Origin of the sequence: Mesorhizobium sp. M0991 (assembly GCF_040318915.1) — a bacterium.
GTDB lineage: Bacteria > Pseudomonadota > Alphaproteobacteria > Rhizobiales > Rhizobiaceae > Mesorhizobium.
In genome coordinates, this window is record NZ_JAMYNE010000010.1 from 61592 (window position 1) to 75339 (window position 13748).

General features: G+C 62.0%; 15 protein-coding genes. 9 read left to right on the forward strand and 6 right to left on the reverse strand.

The window, feature by feature from the left end:
* The first annotated feature begins 48 nt into the window (after positions 1-48).
* The 6 genes from rbfA (at position 49) to NKH70_RS16475 (ending at position 6801) form a co-directional block, all read left to right on the forward strand.
* Positions 49-474, forward strand: coding sequence for a 30S ribosome-binding factor RbfA (gene rbfA / locus NKH70_RS16450; RefSeq protein ID WP_352715802.1), 426 nt, complete (start codon positions 49-51; stop codon positions 472-474).
* A complete protein-coding gene (gene truB, locus NKH70_RS16455) occupies positions 474-1433 on the forward strand; it encodes a tRNA pseudouridine(55) synthase TruB (RefSeq protein WP_352978682.1) in 960 nt (319 codons plus the stop codon). The genes rbfA and truB overlap by 1 nt, the downstream gene beginning before the upstream one ends.
* 146 nt (positions 1434-1579) lie before the next feature.
* A complete protein-coding gene (gene corA / locus NKH70_RS16460; RefSeq protein ID WP_352715797.1) occupies positions 1580-2674 on the forward strand; it encodes a magnesium/cobalt transporter CorA in 1095 nt (364 codons plus the stop codon).
* Positions 2675-2814: 140 nt separating this feature from the next.
* Positions 2815-3126 carry a 30S ribosomal protein S15 gene (gene rpsO, locus NKH70_RS16465; protein WP_280940423.1) on the forward strand — a complete coding sequence of 104 codons (312 nt, stop codon included), beginning with the start codon at positions 2815-2817 and terminating at the stop codon, positions 3124-3126.
* A gap of 409 nt (positions 3127-3535) precedes the next feature.
* Positions 3536-5683, forward strand: a complete 2148-nt coding sequence (gene pnp, locus NKH70_RS16470) for a polyribonucleotide nucleotidyltransferase (RefSeq protein WP_292654001.1) — start codon at positions 3536-3538, stop codon at positions 5681-5683.
* Between the two features lie 104 nt (positions 5684-5787).
* A complete protein-coding gene (locus NKH70_RS16475) occupies positions 5788-6801 on the forward strand; it encodes a class I SAM-dependent methyltransferase (RefSeq protein WP_352715794.1) in 1014 nt (337 codons plus the stop codon).
* Positions 6802-6837: 36 nt separating this feature from the next.
* On the opposite strand, the gene fabI is transcribed toward NKH70_RS16475, so the two are convergent.
* From fabI to fabA, 3 genes are all read right to left on the reverse strand, one after another.
* The gene (fabI, locus tag NKH70_RS16480) at positions 6838-7650 is read right to left on the reverse strand and encodes an enoyl-ACP reductase FabI (protein ID WP_353025645.1); all 813 of its coding nucleotides are present in this window, start codon (positions 7648-7650) and stop codon (positions 6838-6840) included.
* A 13-nt stretch (positions 7651-7663) separates the two neighbouring features.
* Positions 7664-8884, reverse strand: a complete 1221-nt coding sequence (gene fabB / locus NKH70_RS16485; RefSeq protein WP_254816276.1) for a beta-ketoacyl-ACP synthase I — start codon at positions 8882-8884, stop codon at positions 7664-7666.
* Positions 8885-9006: 122 nt separating this feature from the next.
* A complete protein-coding gene (gene fabA, locus NKH70_RS16490) occupies positions 9007-9525 on the reverse strand; it encodes a 3-hydroxyacyl-[acyl-carrier-protein] dehydratase FabA (protein WP_352715788.1) in 519 nt (172 codons plus the stop codon).
* Positions 9526-9765: 240 nt separating this feature from the next.
* Here fabA and irrA point away from each other — a divergent pair, with 240 nt between their 5' ends.
* Both irrA and NKH70_RS16500 read left to right on the forward strand, forming a co-directional pair.
* Positions 9766-10197 carry an iron response transcriptional regulator IrrA gene (irrA, locus tag NKH70_RS16495; RefSeq protein ID WP_023676913.1) on the forward strand — a complete coding sequence of 144 codons (432 nt, stop codon included), beginning with the start codon at positions 9766-9768 and terminating at the stop codon, positions 10195-10197.
* Positions 10198-10207: 10 nt separating this feature from the next.
* Positions 10208-10567, forward strand: a complete 360-nt coding sequence (locus NKH70_RS16500; protein ID WP_352715784.1) for a DUF4260 domain-containing protein — start codon at positions 10208-10210, stop codon at positions 10565-10567.
* 82 nt (positions 10568-10649) lie between these two features.
* On the opposite strand, the gene NKH70_RS16505 is transcribed toward NKH70_RS16500, so the two are convergent.
* Positions 10650-11207 (reverse strand): SH3 domain-containing protein, encoded by a 558-nt coding sequence (locus tag NKH70_RS16505; RefSeq protein ID WP_023676915.1) that lies wholly within the window; start codon positions 11205-11207, stop codon positions 10650-10652.
* A 155-nt stretch (positions 11208-11362) separates the two neighbouring features.
* On the opposite strand from NKH70_RS16505, the gene NKH70_RS16510 reads away from it, so the two are divergent.
* Positions 11363-12364 carry a 2-hydroxyacid dehydrogenase gene (locus NKH70_RS16510; protein WP_292654007.1) on the forward strand — a complete coding sequence of 334 codons (1002 nt, stop codon included), beginning with the start codon at positions 11363-11365 and terminating at the stop codon, positions 12362-12364.
* 64 nt (positions 12365-12428) lie between these two features.
* Here the strand turns inward: NKH70_RS16510 and NKH70_RS16515 are convergent, their stop codons facing one another.
* Together NKH70_RS16515 and NKH70_RS16520 are read right to left on the reverse strand one after the other, a co-directional pair.
* A complete protein-coding gene (locus tag NKH70_RS16515) occupies positions 12429-12917 on the reverse strand; it encodes a GNAT family N-acetyltransferase (RefSeq protein ID WP_352715782.1) in 489 nt (162 codons plus the stop codon).
* Complete coding sequence (locus NKH70_RS16520; protein WP_352715781.1) at positions 12914-13675, reverse strand: molybdopterin-synthase adenylyltransferase MoeB; 762 nt, start codon at positions 13673-13675, stop codon at positions 12914-12916. Before NKH70_RS16520 ends, NKH70_RS16515 begins: the two co-directional genes overlap by 4 nt.
* Between the last annotated feature and the right edge of the window lie 73 nt (positions 13676-13748).

Genomic DNA, 13748 nt, shown 5'->3' on the forward strand with positions numbered 1-13748 from the left:
ATGCGGCGCGGTTCCATCCCGCGCTTCACGATTTCAGGACCGAGGAAAATGCCCCGTTCGACCCCGTCAGGCCCATCCCAGCGCATGCTGCGCGTCGGCGAGCAGGTGCGCCATGCGCTGTCCGAAACCTTGCAGCGCGGCGAGATCCTCGACCCGCTGATCGAGAACACAGTGGTCTCGGTCTCCGAGGTGCGCATGTCGCCCGATCTGAAGATCGCCACCGCCTTCGTCTCGCCGCTCGGCGCCAAGGATGCCGGTGCGGTGGTCGAAGCGCTCAACAAGCATGCGAAGTTCGTCCGCGGCCGCGTCTCCGGCGCGCTGCGGCAGATGAAGTACATGCCGGAATTCCGCTTCCGGCTCGATACCAGCTACGACAATTTCCAAAAGATCAACGAATTGCTGCACTCGCCCGAAGTGGCGCGCGATCTCAGCGCCGACGACAAAGACAAAGACGACAAGAAGGACGGCGAATAGTGGCGCGCCGCGGCAAGAAGAAGGGCCGGCCGATCTCGGGCTGGCTGGTACTGGACAAGCCGGTCGGCATGGGCTCGACCGAAGCCGTCTCCAAGATCAAATGGCTGTTCCAGGCGGAAAAGGCCGGCCATGCCGGCACGCTCGACCCGCTTGCGTCGGGCATGCTGCCGATCGCGCTTGGCGAAGCGACCAAGACCGTGCCTTACGTCCAGGACGGCGCCAAGGTCTACCGCTTCACGGTTGCCTGGGGCGAGGAGCGTTCGACCGACGACCTCGAAGGCCCGGCGACCAAAAGCTCGGACCGCCGTCCGGCGGAATCCGAAGTGCTGGCGCTGCTTTCGAAATATACCGGCGTGATCATGCAGACACCGCCGCAATTCTCGGCCATCAAGATCGCGGGCGAGCGCGCCTACGACCTTGCCCGCGATGGCGAGACGGTCGACATTCCAGCACGCGAGGTCGAGATCGGCCGGCTCGACCTGGTCGAGCATATGGCCGATCGCACCATCTTCGAGGTCGAATGCGGCAAGGGCACCTATGTCCGCTCGCTGGCCCGCGACATGGGCCGCGACCTTGGCTGTTTTGGTCACATCGCCGAGCTGCGGCGGGTCGAGGTCGAGCCGTTTACGCAGGAAGATTTCGTCACCCTGGCCGAGTTGGAAGCCGCCCGCTTCGGCGAACGGAGCGAGGAAGGTTCGCAAGCAGCGGACGCGCCGATCGACTTCGGTGCCATCGATGCACTTCTGGTCGACACCGCGGCGGCGCTCGAATGCTTGCCGCAGGTTGCGATCAGCGACGATGCGGCAACCAAAATCCGCCTTGGCAATCCGGTCATCATTCGCGGCCGTGACGCGCCGGTAGAAGCTGAGGAGGCCTGCGCCACCGCGCGCGGCAAGCTGGTCGCCATCGGCGCCATCGAGCAAGGCATGTTCAAGCCAAAGCGGGTCTTTGTCGGGTAACAGCTGTCGCCCGGCGCATGATCTCCAAACCGGATTCTATTTTGGGAAAGGATCATGCGCTAAATCAACAGGGCTACGGCGCCGTTTGCCGTCCGAAAGGATGCGCTGTGCTGTAGTGCCGTTCGATGCTGCACTCGAGGGGGCACATGGCAAAGGCTGACACGGTCAACAAGCGAGCGGCGCTCAAAACACGGCGGCCGCCGGTCGGGGCTTCGCCGGGCACGCTGATCGCCGACCCGGCGGCGCGCCGCTCCGAGCTCAGGCTGACTTTGATCTCGCCTGAAAAGTTCAAGACGATCGACAATGCCAGCATCGACGACGTCAACACCCATTGCCACAATTGGCCGATCATCTGGCTCGACTGCACAGGCCTCGCCAACATCCAGCTGATCGAGGAGATCGGCCGGATCTTCAACCTGCATCCGCTGGCGCTGGAAGATGTCGTCAACACCGGTCAGCGGCCCAAGGTGGATTTCTTCGAGGACCATGCCTTTGTCGTCGTCAGGATGATCGACGACGTCACCGCGCACCGTTACGAACAGATCGCCGTCTTCTTCGGCAAGAACTTCGTCGTCACCTTCCAGGAGCGCGAAGGCGACCCGTTCGATCCCGTGCGCAAGCGGATCGCAAGCTCGGTGCCCAACCGCTTGCGCTCGCGCGGCGCCGACTATCTCGCCTATGCTCTGATCGACGCTATCGTCGACAGCTATTTCCCGCCGATCGAGGCTGCTGGCGAATTGGTCGACAGCATCGAGGACCAGATGCTGAACCAGGCGCACAAGCACCAGATGCGGCAACTTCACGAATTGCGGCGCGACGCCAATGTGCTGAAGGGCGTGCTTTGGCCGATGCGCGACGCGCTGGCGACCATGATCCGCAACGACGTCTCTTATGTGAAGGCCGAAACCAAATTATTCCTGAACGACACGCTGGATCATTCGCTGCGATTGATCGAACTGGTCGAAACCCAGCGCGATATGCTGACCGGCCTGATCGAGATGCACCTGTCGCTCAGCCAGGCGCGCACCAACGACGTCATCAGCTATTTGACCATCGTCTCGGTGATCTTCATGCCGCTCACCTTTCTCGTCGGCGTATGGGGCATGAATTTCGACCCCGACACCTCGCCGTGGAATATGCCGGAGCTGAAAGCCTATTACGGCTATCCCCTGTCGCTCGTCTTCATGGCGATTGTTGCGGTCGGGCTCTACGCATACTTCAAATGGAAGAAATGGCTCTGACTAGGCGGAAGTGCCCGTTTATGCAGCAAAAAGCCGGCTTGTGAATTGGGCTGGCCTTTTTGTCGGAATTGCACTATATGCGCCGCAGCTTCGCGCTTTGACGCGTTGCTTGCACCGGCCCCTGCTGGACGACATCCCGGCTGAGGGCGTCCCGTTTCCTCAAACAGACAAGGAAAAACACGATGTCGATTACTGCCGAACGCAAGAAGGAATTGATGGGCGAATTCGCAACCGCCAAGGGCGATACCGGGTCTCCGGAAGTCCAGGTGGCCATCCTTTCCGAGCGCATCAAGAACCTGACCGACCATTTCAAGGACCACAAGAAGGATAACCATTCCCGCCGTGGTCTGCTCGCTCTCGTTTCCCAGCGCCGCAGCCTGCTTGATTATCTCAAGCGCAAGGACGACGCGCGCTATCAGACGCTGATCGAGAAGCTCGGTCTGCGCCGTTGACGAATTGACCGGCGGGTTCTTTCGAGAGCCCGCCGGTCGCGCATTGGAGCATCGGATCATCCAAGGCTCCAATGAAGAAAGCAGAGCGCCGCGCACCGGTTTGGATGCGCAAAGGACGCTCTGAAGTTTTAGATTTGCGCAGGATACTTTCCGAAAACCTGGTTTTCGGGTTCACGCGCAAGGCCAGTCGGATCGATTGGCCAACCCGGTTTCGAAACAGCAGAGGGCCACTCGAAACCGCCCATGGACGGTCATGGGGCAGGATTGCAGGACGCTCGTGCGGCAAATGCGCCGAATAGCCGAGCTTCCCGTTGTCTTGCCCGTGGCTGCCCGAGAAAGGAAGCCAAGGGAAAGGGGCATCCGCGCACGCTGAAACGGCGCGGCCCTTTCCGCATACGAAGGACAAGACATGTTCAATTACCACAAAGTGGAAATCGAATGGGGCGGCCGTCCGCTCATTCTCGAAACCGGCAAGATCGCACGTCAGGCTGACGGCGCGGTGCTGGCCACCTATGGCGAAACCAAGGTTCTCGCCACCGTCGTCTCGATGAAAGAGCCGAAGCCCGGCCTCGATTTCTTTCCGCTGACGGTCAACTACCAGGAAAAGACTTACGCCGCCGGCAAAATCCCGGGTGGCTATTTCAAGCGTGAAGGCCGTCCGAGCGAGAAGGAAACGCTCGTTTCCCGCCTGATCGACCGCCCGATCCGCCCGCTCTTCGCCGAAGGCTACAAGAACGACACCCAGATCGTCGTCACCGTCGTCCAGCACGATCTCGAAAATGACCCGGACATCCTGTCGATCGTCGCCACCTCCGCCGCCCTTACCTTGTCCGGCGTGCCGTTCATGGGCCCGGTTGGCGGCGCACGCGTCGGCTACATCAACGGCGAATACGTGCTCAACCCGCATGTCGACGAGATGCAGGAATCGAAGCTCGACCTAGTCGTTGCCGGCACCGCCGACGCCGTGCTGATGGTCGAGTCCGAAGCCAAGGAACTCGGCGAGGATCTGATGCTCGGCGCCGTCATGTTCGGCCACAGGGGCTTCCAGCCGGTGATCGACGCGATCATCAAGCTGGCCGAAGTCGCCGCCAAGGATCCGCGCGACTTCACCGCGCCGGACTATTCCGCACTTGAAGCCGAGATGCTCAAGATCGTCGAAGGCGAGCTTCGCGACGCCTACAAGATCACCGACAAGCAGAAGCGCTATGCCGCCGTCGACGCTGTCAAGGCGAAGGTCAAGGCCGCGTTCGCGCCGGCAGAAGGCGAAGAGGCCAAATACACGTCCGAACAGATCGGCACCGTGTTCAAGGAGCTCCAGGCCAAGGTCGTGCGCTGGAACATCCTCGACACCGGCTCGCGCATCGATGGCCGCGACCTGAAGACGGTCCGCAAGATCGTCTCGGAAGTCGGCGTCCTGCCGCGCACGCACGGCTCGGCGCTGTTCACCCGTGGCGAGACCCAGGCGCTGGTCGTCGCCACGCTCGGCACCGGCGAGGACGAGCAGTATGTCGATTCGCTGACCGGCATGTACAAGGAGAAGTTCCTCCTGCACTACAACTTCCCTCCCTATTCGGTCGGTGAAACCGGCCGCATGGGTTCGCCGGGCCGCCGCGAAATCGGCCATGGCAAGCTCGCCTGGCGCGCCATCCGGCCGATGCTGCCGACCGCCGACCAGTTCCCCTATACGTTGCGCGTCGTTTCGGAGATCACCGAGTCCAACGGCTCGTCCTCGATGGCTACCGTCTGCGGCACCTCGCTGGCTCTGATGGACGCAGGCGTGCCGCTGGCCAAGCCGGTCGCCGGCATTGCGATGGGCCTGATCAAGGAAGGCGAGCGCTTCGCCGTGCTCTCCGACATCCTTGGCGACGAGGACCACCTCGGTGACATGGACTTCAAGGTTGCCGGCACCGCCTATGGCATCACCTCGCTGCAGATGGACATCAAGATCGAGGGCATCACCGAGGAGATCATGAAGATCGCCCTCGACCAGGCCAAGGATGGCCGTCAGCACATTCTCGGCGAAATGGCCCATGCGCTGTCCGGCGCACGTGCCGAGCTCGGCGAGTTCGCGCCGCGCATCGAGGTCATGCACATCCCGACCGACAAGATCCGCGACGTGATCGGCTCGGGCGGCAAGGTCATCCGCGAGATCGTCGAAAAGACCGGCGCCAAGATCAACATCGAGGACGACGGCACGGTCAAGATCGCTTCGGCCAATGCCAAGGAGATCGAGGCGGCGAAGAAGTGGATACACACCATCGTCGCCGAGCCGGAAGTCGGCGAAATCTACGAAGGCACGGTCGTCAAGACCGCCGACTTCGGCGCTTTCGTCAACTTCTTCGGTCCGCGCGACGGCCTCGTCCACATCTCGCAGCTCGCCAATGACCGCGTCGCCAAGACTTCCGATGTGGTCAAGGAAGGCGACAAGGTCTGGGTCAAGCTGATGGGCTTCGACGAGCGCGGCAAGGTCCGCCTGTCGATGAAGGTCGTCGACCAGGCTACCGGCAAGGAAATCGTCCGCGACAAGAAGAGCGAAGGCGAAGAGAACGCCGCCTAAGCGGGGTTGCGTTCCGTCGAACGCATAGAGCAATCGAAGCGGGCGCGCCGGAAGGTCGCGCCCGTTTGCGTTTCAACAACAGCCTTGCAGTTCAAGAGTGGTGAATGTCCGCCGAGCCGCTGAAAACGCTTTTCCATCCGTTCGAGGCCGGTGCTGTTTCCCTGCCACGAAAGGATGAACGCATACTCTTTCTCGGTGCCGAGCCCGGCTTTCGCTTGCCCGAAGGGTTTGATGCCAAGCTTCATCTCGTCCAAGGCTTCAGGCCGCACTTTCGCGCCTTGCAGGCGTCCGGCTTCGCGGTCACGCCGCAGGTCGAAGGCGACGCTTTCGACGCGGCATTTGTGCTCGCTGGCCGCCATCGCGGCCAAAACGAGTTGCGCGTTGCCGAAGCGGTCAAACGCGCAGCACCAAGCGGGTTGATCGTCGTCGCCGGCGGCAAGGACGATGGTATCGCCAGCCTGCGCAAGTATGTCGGCGCCCTTGTGCCGCTCGAAGGCCACCTGCCGAAGCATCACGGCATTGCCTTCTGGTTTCGCCGGCCGGCCGATACCGTTGCCGCCGCAACGCTTCGCGCCGCCAATCCGGACTTGGTCGTCGAGGACCGCTTCCGCACGGCCCCAGGCATGTTTTCGTTCGACAAGATCGATGCGGGATCGAAGCTGCTGGTCGAAAATCTGCCCAACGATCTGCGTGGCAGCGTTGCGGATTTCTGTGCCGGTTGGGGCTATGTCGCCGCCGAAGTCGCCGCCCGCTCACCCGGCATATCGGCGCTTGACCTTTACGAAGCGGATTTCGAGGCGCTGGAGGCGGCGAAGGCCAATGTCGGCAACACAGGCGTGGAGCCACATTTCTTCTGGATAGATCTTTTGAGCGAGCCGGTCGAGCGCCGCTATGACGCGGTCGTCATGAACCCGCCCTTTCACCGCAGCCGAGCGACTGAGCCGGAGATCGGTGCCGGCATGATCCGCGCGGCAGGCAAGGCGCTGAAGCCGGGCGGCCGGCTGTTCATGGTGGCGAACCGTCAGCTTCCCTACGAACCGGTGCTGGCGGCCGCCTTCTCCAGCCATACGGAGCTCGCCCGCGACGGCATGTTCAAGGTCTTCGCGGCGCGGCGCTGAAACGCTGCGGGGCAAGCCGGCGACACGTCGCTCGCGCTATTCCCGCCCGCCGTCGGTCTGCTTCAACTCGTCAAGCGTCGGCATGGACACGATGTGATAGCCGGAATCGACATAGTGGATTTCGCCGGTGACGCCGGAGGACAGATCGGACAGCAAATAGAGCGCGGAACCGCCGACTTCGTCGATGGTCACTGTGCGGCGCAGCGGCGAGTTGCGCTGCTGATAGGAGAACATGTGGCGTGCGTCGGAAATCCCGGCGCCCGCAAGTGTCCGCACCGGTCCAGCCGATATGCCGTTCACCCTGATGCCGCGCGGGCCGTAGTCGTTGGCTAGATAGCGGACGCTGGCCTCCAGCCCGGCCTTGGCGACGCCCATAACGTTGTAATTCGGCATGACGCGGACCGAACCGGCATAGGTCAGCGTGATCATCGAACCGCTATCCTTCATCAACGTGGCGGCGTGACGGGCGACCTCGGTGAAGGAGTAGCAGGAGATCACCATGGTGCGGATGAAGTTGTCGCGGCTGGTGTCGGCGTAGAGGCCTTTCAGCTCGTTCTTGTCGGAAAAGCCGATGGCATGGACGACGAAATCCAGCCCGCCCCACGCCTTGCCCAAAGTCTCGAAGGTGGCAGCGACCGATGCGCTGTCCTCTACGTCGCAAGGCACCACCAGGGATGCGCCCAGTCTCTCGGCGAGCGGCTTGACCCGGCGCCCGAAGGCCTCACCCTGATAGGTGAAGGCGAGGTCTGCGCCATGTTCGGACAGTTTGCGGGCGATACCCCAGGCGATCGAATGATCGTTGGCAACACCCATGACAAGCCCGCGCTTGCCCTTCATCAATCCGTCCATGGTCGGCAAATCCTTATGCGGAATAGCGCTGGAAAATCAGCGTTGCGTTGGTGCCCCCGAAACCGAACGAATTGGACAAAACGGTGTCGATCCTGGCATCGTCGATGCGCTTGCGCACGATCGGCATGCCCTCGAATTCCGGATCGAGGTTGTCAATATGGGCGCTCTCGCCGATGAAGCCGCCTTGCATCATCAGGATCGAGTAGATCGATTCCTGCACGCCGGCCGCACCCAGCGAATGGCCGGTCAGCGATTTGGTCGACGTGATGAAAGGCATCTTCTCGCCGAACACCTCGCGGATGGCGCCCATTTCCTTGGAGTCGCCGACCGGCGTCGAGGTGCCGTGCGTATTGATGTAGTCGACCGGCGAGGACACCGTTGCGAGCGCCTGCTTCATGCAGCGCGCCGCGCCTTCGCCCGACGGCGCCACCATGTCATAGCCGTCCGAGGTCGCGCCATAGCCGACGATCTCGGCATAGATCTTGGCGCCGCGTGCCTTGGCATGCTCGAGCTCTTCAAGAATCAGCACGCCGGCGCCGCCGGCAATGACGAAACCGTCGCGATCGACGTCGTAGGCGCGGGAGGCGACCGATGCCCTGTCGTTGAACTTGGACGACATGGCGCCCATGGCGTCGAACAGGTCCGACATCGTCCAGTCGAGATCCTCATGGCCGCCGGCGAAGACTATGTCCTGCTTGCCCCACTGGATCAACTCGTAGCCATTGCCGATGCAATGCGCAGACGTCGAGCAGGCCGATGATATGGAGTAGTTGACGCCGTGGATCTTGAACCAGGTGGCAAGCGTCGCCGAAGCGGTCGACGACATCGCTTTTGGCACCGCGAATGGCCCGATCCGCTTGGGGCTGCCGTTTTTGATCGTCGTCTCGGCCGCCTCGACGATTGCACGGGTCGACGGTCCGCCGGAGCCCATCACGATGCCGGTGCGCTCGTTGGTGATGTCGGTCTCGTCGAGGCCGGCGTCTGCGATCGCCTGGTCCATTGCGACATGGTTCCAGGCAGCACCCTGCGACAGGAAGCGCATGGCGCGACGGTCGATCATGCCCGATGGATCCAGCGTCGGCGCGCCCCACACCCGGCAACGGAAGCCATGTTCGGCGAAAGAGTCGGAGAAACTGATGCCGGACCTTGCATCGTGCAGCGAGGTCTGCACCTCGTTGGCATTGTTACCGATCGACGACACGATGCCGAGACCTGTGACTACGACCCGTCTCATTCGCAACTCCTTCCAGCGCGGACTCCGAACCTGAAATCAATTTCCGGAACGGAACCATGCGCAAAATTAAAGTGCTACAGCGTCCATCAGACGTCCAAGACGTCGTACTGTAGGGTCTTCGTTCAGACGGCGGCCGGTTGCTTGGACAGACCGACCTTCAGATCCGTTGCCGCGTATATGGGCTCGCCATCTGCCTTCAGCCAGCCATCGGCGATGCCAAGCACAAGCCGACCGCGCATCACTCGCTTGAAGTCGACGCCATACTCCACCTTCTTGACCGAAGGCGTGACCATGCCTTTGAACCTCACCTCACCGGTCGACAGCGCCATCCCCTTGCCGGGTTCACCGAGCCATCCGAGATAGAACCCCGTCAACTGCCACATGGCGTCCAGGCCCAGGCATCCCGGCATGATCGGATTGCCGATGAAATGGCAGGCGAAAAACCACAAATCCGGCCTGATATCGAATTCCGCGCGGATGAAACCCTTGTCGAACGCACCGCCAGTTTCGCTGATCTCGGTGATGCGGTCGAACATCAGCATCGGCGGATAGGGCAGCTGCGCATTTCCCGGTCCGAACAGCTCGCCGCGGGCGCAGGCAAGCAATTCCTCGTAACCGTAGCTGGATTTCGAACCCGCCATCAATCTCGTCCCCGTGATCGTCCCGGGCGATAGGCGCCCTTGTCGGTGGTTTCCTAACACAATCTGTTTCAGGCCGGAAACCGGCGTTTGCGCTTAACCTGCCCGTCTGCCCGGGTCAATGCGCGCTATTGATCGCATTCGGCCGACAGAATATATGTCAGGACACGTCCAGTTTCGGCAGATGCTCTATTTCTGCCATTTTGGACGTGTCTGAGGCGGAACTGTGAGCGCGACGGATAGATGGATCTGGGTTGCCGGAAGGATAATGTCGCTGTGGACAAGCGGGTTCGCGAGGCCGGTCTGAGGCCGACACGCCAGCGCATCGCGCTGGCCGATCTGCTTTTCGCCAAGGGCGACCGCCATCTTTCGGCCGAGGAGTTGCACGAGGAGGCGCTTGCCGCCGGCGTGCCGGTGTCTCTGGCCACCGTCTACAATGCTCTGCACCAGTTCACCCAGGCTGGCCTTTTGCGCATCCTCGCCGTCGAGGGATCGAAGACCTATTTCGACACCAACACCTCCGATCACCATCATTTCTACATCGAGGGCGAAAACAGGATCTTCGATATCGACAGCGGCCCGGTGACGGTTTCCAACCTGCCGGAACCGCCGGAAGGCATGGAGATCGCCAATGTCGATATCGTGGTGAGACTGCGTCCGAAACGCTGCGACTGACCGGCGCCTTATGAAATTCCTGGATTTGACGCTCCGGCTCGAATGGGTTGCCGTCGCGGTGGCGGCTCTTGCCTTCTATGCAATCGCCGGTGTTTCCTGGTGGCTATTTGCAGTGCTCATTCTGGCGCCCGACCTGTCGATGCTGGGTTACATGGCCGGGCCGCGCGTCGGGGCCGTCGCCTACAACGCCATGCACATACTGATTTTGCCCGTTCTGCTGGCGCTTGTCGGCAACGTCTTTGACAATGCAATGGCGACAGCTGTTGCGCTGATCTGGATCGCCCACATCGCCATCGACCGCGCTCTGGGCTATGGCTTGAAGCTGTCGAGCAGTTTCCAGGATACCCATCTCGGCCGCATCGGCCGCTAAACCATCCCCGAACCGAAGATCAGCGAAACAAAATGCCGGATCCGGTGCTTACAGCGCTGGCCCGACCTCCGGTTCGGAAACGTCAGTTCTTGACCTTTTCGCCGGGATAGGCACCCCAGACGAGCGACTGGGCGAGCCAGCCGGTATGGCCGTCGAAGGTCATTTCGCACCATTGGCCATCGCAGGACTTGATTGTGCCCATCACCCCCGGTTCGAGGATCGCGATGACGCCTGCATCTTTTGCCGGGTCGTCGAGGAGGTTGACGCGGGCGTCCTTGCCGCGCTGCCAGGGCGCGACGATCGCCGTGCGGCGGCCCGACAGCAGCGACTGATTGATCCAGCCTTCCGAGCCGTCCGCATCGCGCACGCGGCGCCACGTATCGAACTCCTGGATGATCTCCATCGGCAGGCCTGGCTTCATATACATCCAGTCGACGGAATAATTGACGCCCGGCCCGACGCGCGAGTTGACGCGGCCGGATTTCAGACTGACGAAGCGCGGCAGCGGCAAGCCGCTTGGTCCGAGCGTGACGCTCTGGGCGGGTGCGGCGGCACTTTGCGCCATCACCAGTGGGCTATGGATGAGAGCGCCGAGGAATGCTGCACTGAGGGTCAGGCGGAGCGACGCGAAACCAGACACTTTCGTTCCTTTCGGCGCCGGCCCATCGGCCTTCGCCCCTTTTTCTTTGTCTTCGGCGGAACCGCTTGTTACATGGATGACCAGTACCGCGATCGGCTCTCAGTTTCGCCGTTCTTGGTTAAAGAGGTCTCAACGAGATCGGGTTCGAGGAAACAATGGTAGGCAAGAAGAAGCCCCTCGTCGTCATCACGCGCAAGTTGCCCGACCCAGTCGAGACCCGCATGCGCGAGTTGTTCGACGCCCGCTTGAATGTCGAGGACAGGCCGATGACGCAGCCGGAACTGGTGGCGGCGGTCAAGGAGGCCGACGTGCTGGTGCCGACCGTGACCGACAATATCGACGCGGCGCTGATTGCCCAGGCCGGCGACAACCTCAAGCTGATCGCCAATTTCGGCAATGGCGTCGACAAGATCGACGTTGCGGCAGCGGCCAAGAAAGGGATCACCGTCACCAACACGCCGAACGTGTTGACCGAAGATACGGCCGACATGACCATGGCGCTGATGCTGGCGGTGCCGCGGCGGCTGGCCGAAGGCGCCAACGTGCTGACCGGCGACAAGAAATGGGCGGGCTGGTCGCCGACCTGGATGCTCGGCCGGCGCATCTGGGGCAAACGGCTCGGCATTGTCGGCATGGGTCGCATCGGCACTGCCGTCGCCAGGCGCGCCAAGGCCTTTGGCCTCTCGATCCACTACCACAACCGCCACCGGGTGCTGCCGGCAATCGAAGACGAGTTGGAAGCGACGTATTGGGAAAGCCTCGACCAGATGCTCGCCCGCATGGACATTATCTCGGTCAATTGCCCATCGACACCGGCAACTTTTCATCTGCTGTCGGCACGGCGGCTGGCGCTTCTGCAACCGTCAGCTTACATAGTCAACACCGCGCGCGGTGATATCATCGATGAGGAATCGCTAGTCAAGCTCATCCATGACGGCAAGATCGCCGGCGCCGGCCTCGACGTCTACGAGCACGAGCCGGCGCTGAACAGCAAGCTGCTGAAGCTCGCCCACAAAGGCAAGGTCGTGCTGTTGCCGCATATGGGTTCGGCGACGCTCGAAGGCCGTATCGACATGGGCGAGAAGGTGATCATCAACATCCGCGCCTTCTTCGACGGTCATCGCCCGCCCGACCGCGTGCTGCCGCTGCGGGCGTGACCTGCCATCATGCCGGCATGGTCTTGCCGCGGCAACCACGCGTTCGTCTTTGGATAATGTTGGCTTACGAAAGCACCTTGCGCATAGTGATTGAGGTCGGCCGGTCGTAGCCCTTGTGCGCTGTCTGTTCGGTTTCACGAAAACCGAGGCGGGCAAAGGCTGCGTGATTTCCTATCAGCTCGATCCGGGTCTGGAGCTCGATGGCGGTCCTGTTGTGGCTACGGGCAAGATCTTCGACGGCCTGCATCAGCCGTTTTCCAACGCCTTGTCCCTGAAGAGCCGGCTCGACCGCGAGCTTTCCAATATAGAGGTCGTCTGCGCGCTTCAGGACGAAGACGCAACCGACGATCTCGCTTTGCTTCAGCGCCAGGAATGCTGTCTCCTCGATCGCTTTAGCCCTGATATTTTCGACAGTGAGCCGATGCGCCGAGGACGGCGGGTCAATAACCCCGTCCATGAAGGCGAAGGCGCGCAGGACAAGTGCCAAGACCTCGTCCCAACGGTCGAAATCGGCCGCAAGCTGCACGATGGAAACGTCGGCAGGCAGGCTCACCGGTTGGTTCGCTTGTAGCGGATCGTGTCGAAGCGTGCCGCCAGCGCATCGTAGAGCAGCAGTCGTCCGACCAGCGGCTCGCCAATCCCGGTGATCAGCTTGATCGCTTCCATTGCTTGCAGCGTGCCGATGACCCCGGTCAGCGCGCCGACAATGCCGGCCACCGCGCAGGACGGCACCAGTCCCGGCGGCGGCGCCTCGGGAAAGAGATCGCGGTAGCTTGGGTTCAACGTGCCGTCCGGGCCGGTTTCGAACGGCTTCAGCACGGTGACCGAGCCGTCGAAGCGGCCAACGGCGGCATGCACGAGCGGCCGGCTCTCGGCGGCGCAGGCGTCGGCCACCGCGTAGCGTGTCTCGAAATTGTCGGAGCCGTCAACGACGATGTCATAACGGGCGATGAGAGCAGGGGCGTTGTCCACGGTCAGCCTGAAATTGTGCTCTTCCACGACGACGTTTGGATTGATGCGGATGATCGCCGCTCTGGCGCTGTCGGTTTTCGCTATGCCGACATCGCCCGTGGCGTGGATCACTTGTCGTTGCAGGTTGGAAAGCGAAACGATGTCGTCGTCGACGATACCCAGAGTGCCAATCCCTGCGGCGGCGAGATATTCGAGCACCGGCGCTCCCAATCCGCCGGCGCCGATGACCAGCACCCGCGCCCGCTTCAGCCGCTGCTGGCCGGCGCCGCCGATTTCGGGCAGCACGATATGGCGGGCGTAGCGTTCGAGCTCTTCATCGGTGAGGGCGGCTGTGATCATCGCCGGACCATATAGCGGAGGAGAAAGCTTGTCAGCGCCATGCATGCCGCTCAGAAGTGCGCCATGAACCAAG

Excerpts from the sequence above, each read along its gene's own strand:
- rbfA (WP_352715802.1), top strand. The coding sequence starts at position 49 with ATGCCCCGTTCGACCCCGTCAGGCCCATCCCAGCGCATGCTGCGCGTC.
- corA (WP_352715797.1), top strand. The coding sequence starts at position 1,580 with ATGGCAAAGGCTGACACGGTCAACAAGCGAGCGGCGCTCAAAACACGG.
- pnp (WP_292654001.1), top strand. The coding sequence starts at position 3,536 with ATGTTCAATTACCACAAAGTGGAAATCGAATGGGGCGGCCGTCCGCTC.
- NKH70_RS16475 (WP_352715794.1), top strand. The coding sequence starts at position 5,788 with ATGTCCGCCGAGCCGCTGAAAACGCTTTTCCATCCGTTCGAGGCCGGT.
- fabI (WP_353025645.1), bottom strand. The coding sequence starts at position 7,650 with ATGGACGGATTGATGAAGGGCAAGCGCGGGCTTGTCATGGGTGTTGCC.
- fabB (WP_254816276.1), bottom strand. The coding sequence starts at position 8,884 with ATGAGACGGGTCGTAGTCACAGGTCTCGGCATCGTGTCGTCGATCGGT.
- fabA (WP_352715788.1), bottom strand. The coding sequence starts at position 9,525 with ATGGCGGGTTCGAAATCCAGCTACGGTTACGAGGAATTGCTTGCCTGC.
- irrA (WP_023676913.1), top strand. The coding sequence starts at position 9,766 with ATGGATCTGGGTTGCCGGAAGGATAATGTCGCTGTGGACAAGCGGGTT.
- NKH70_RS16500 (WP_352715784.1), top strand. The coding sequence starts at position 10,208 with ATGAAATTCCTGGATTTGACGCTCCGGCTCGAATGGGTTGCCGTCGCG.
- NKH70_RS16510 (WP_292654007.1), top strand. The coding sequence starts at position 11,363 with ATGGTAGGCAAGAAGAAGCCCCTCGTCGTCATCACGCGCAAGTTGCCC.
- NKH70_RS16520 (WP_352715781.1), bottom strand. The coding sequence starts at position 13,675 with ATGATCACAGCCGCCCTCACCGATGAAGAGCTCGAACGCTACGCCCGC.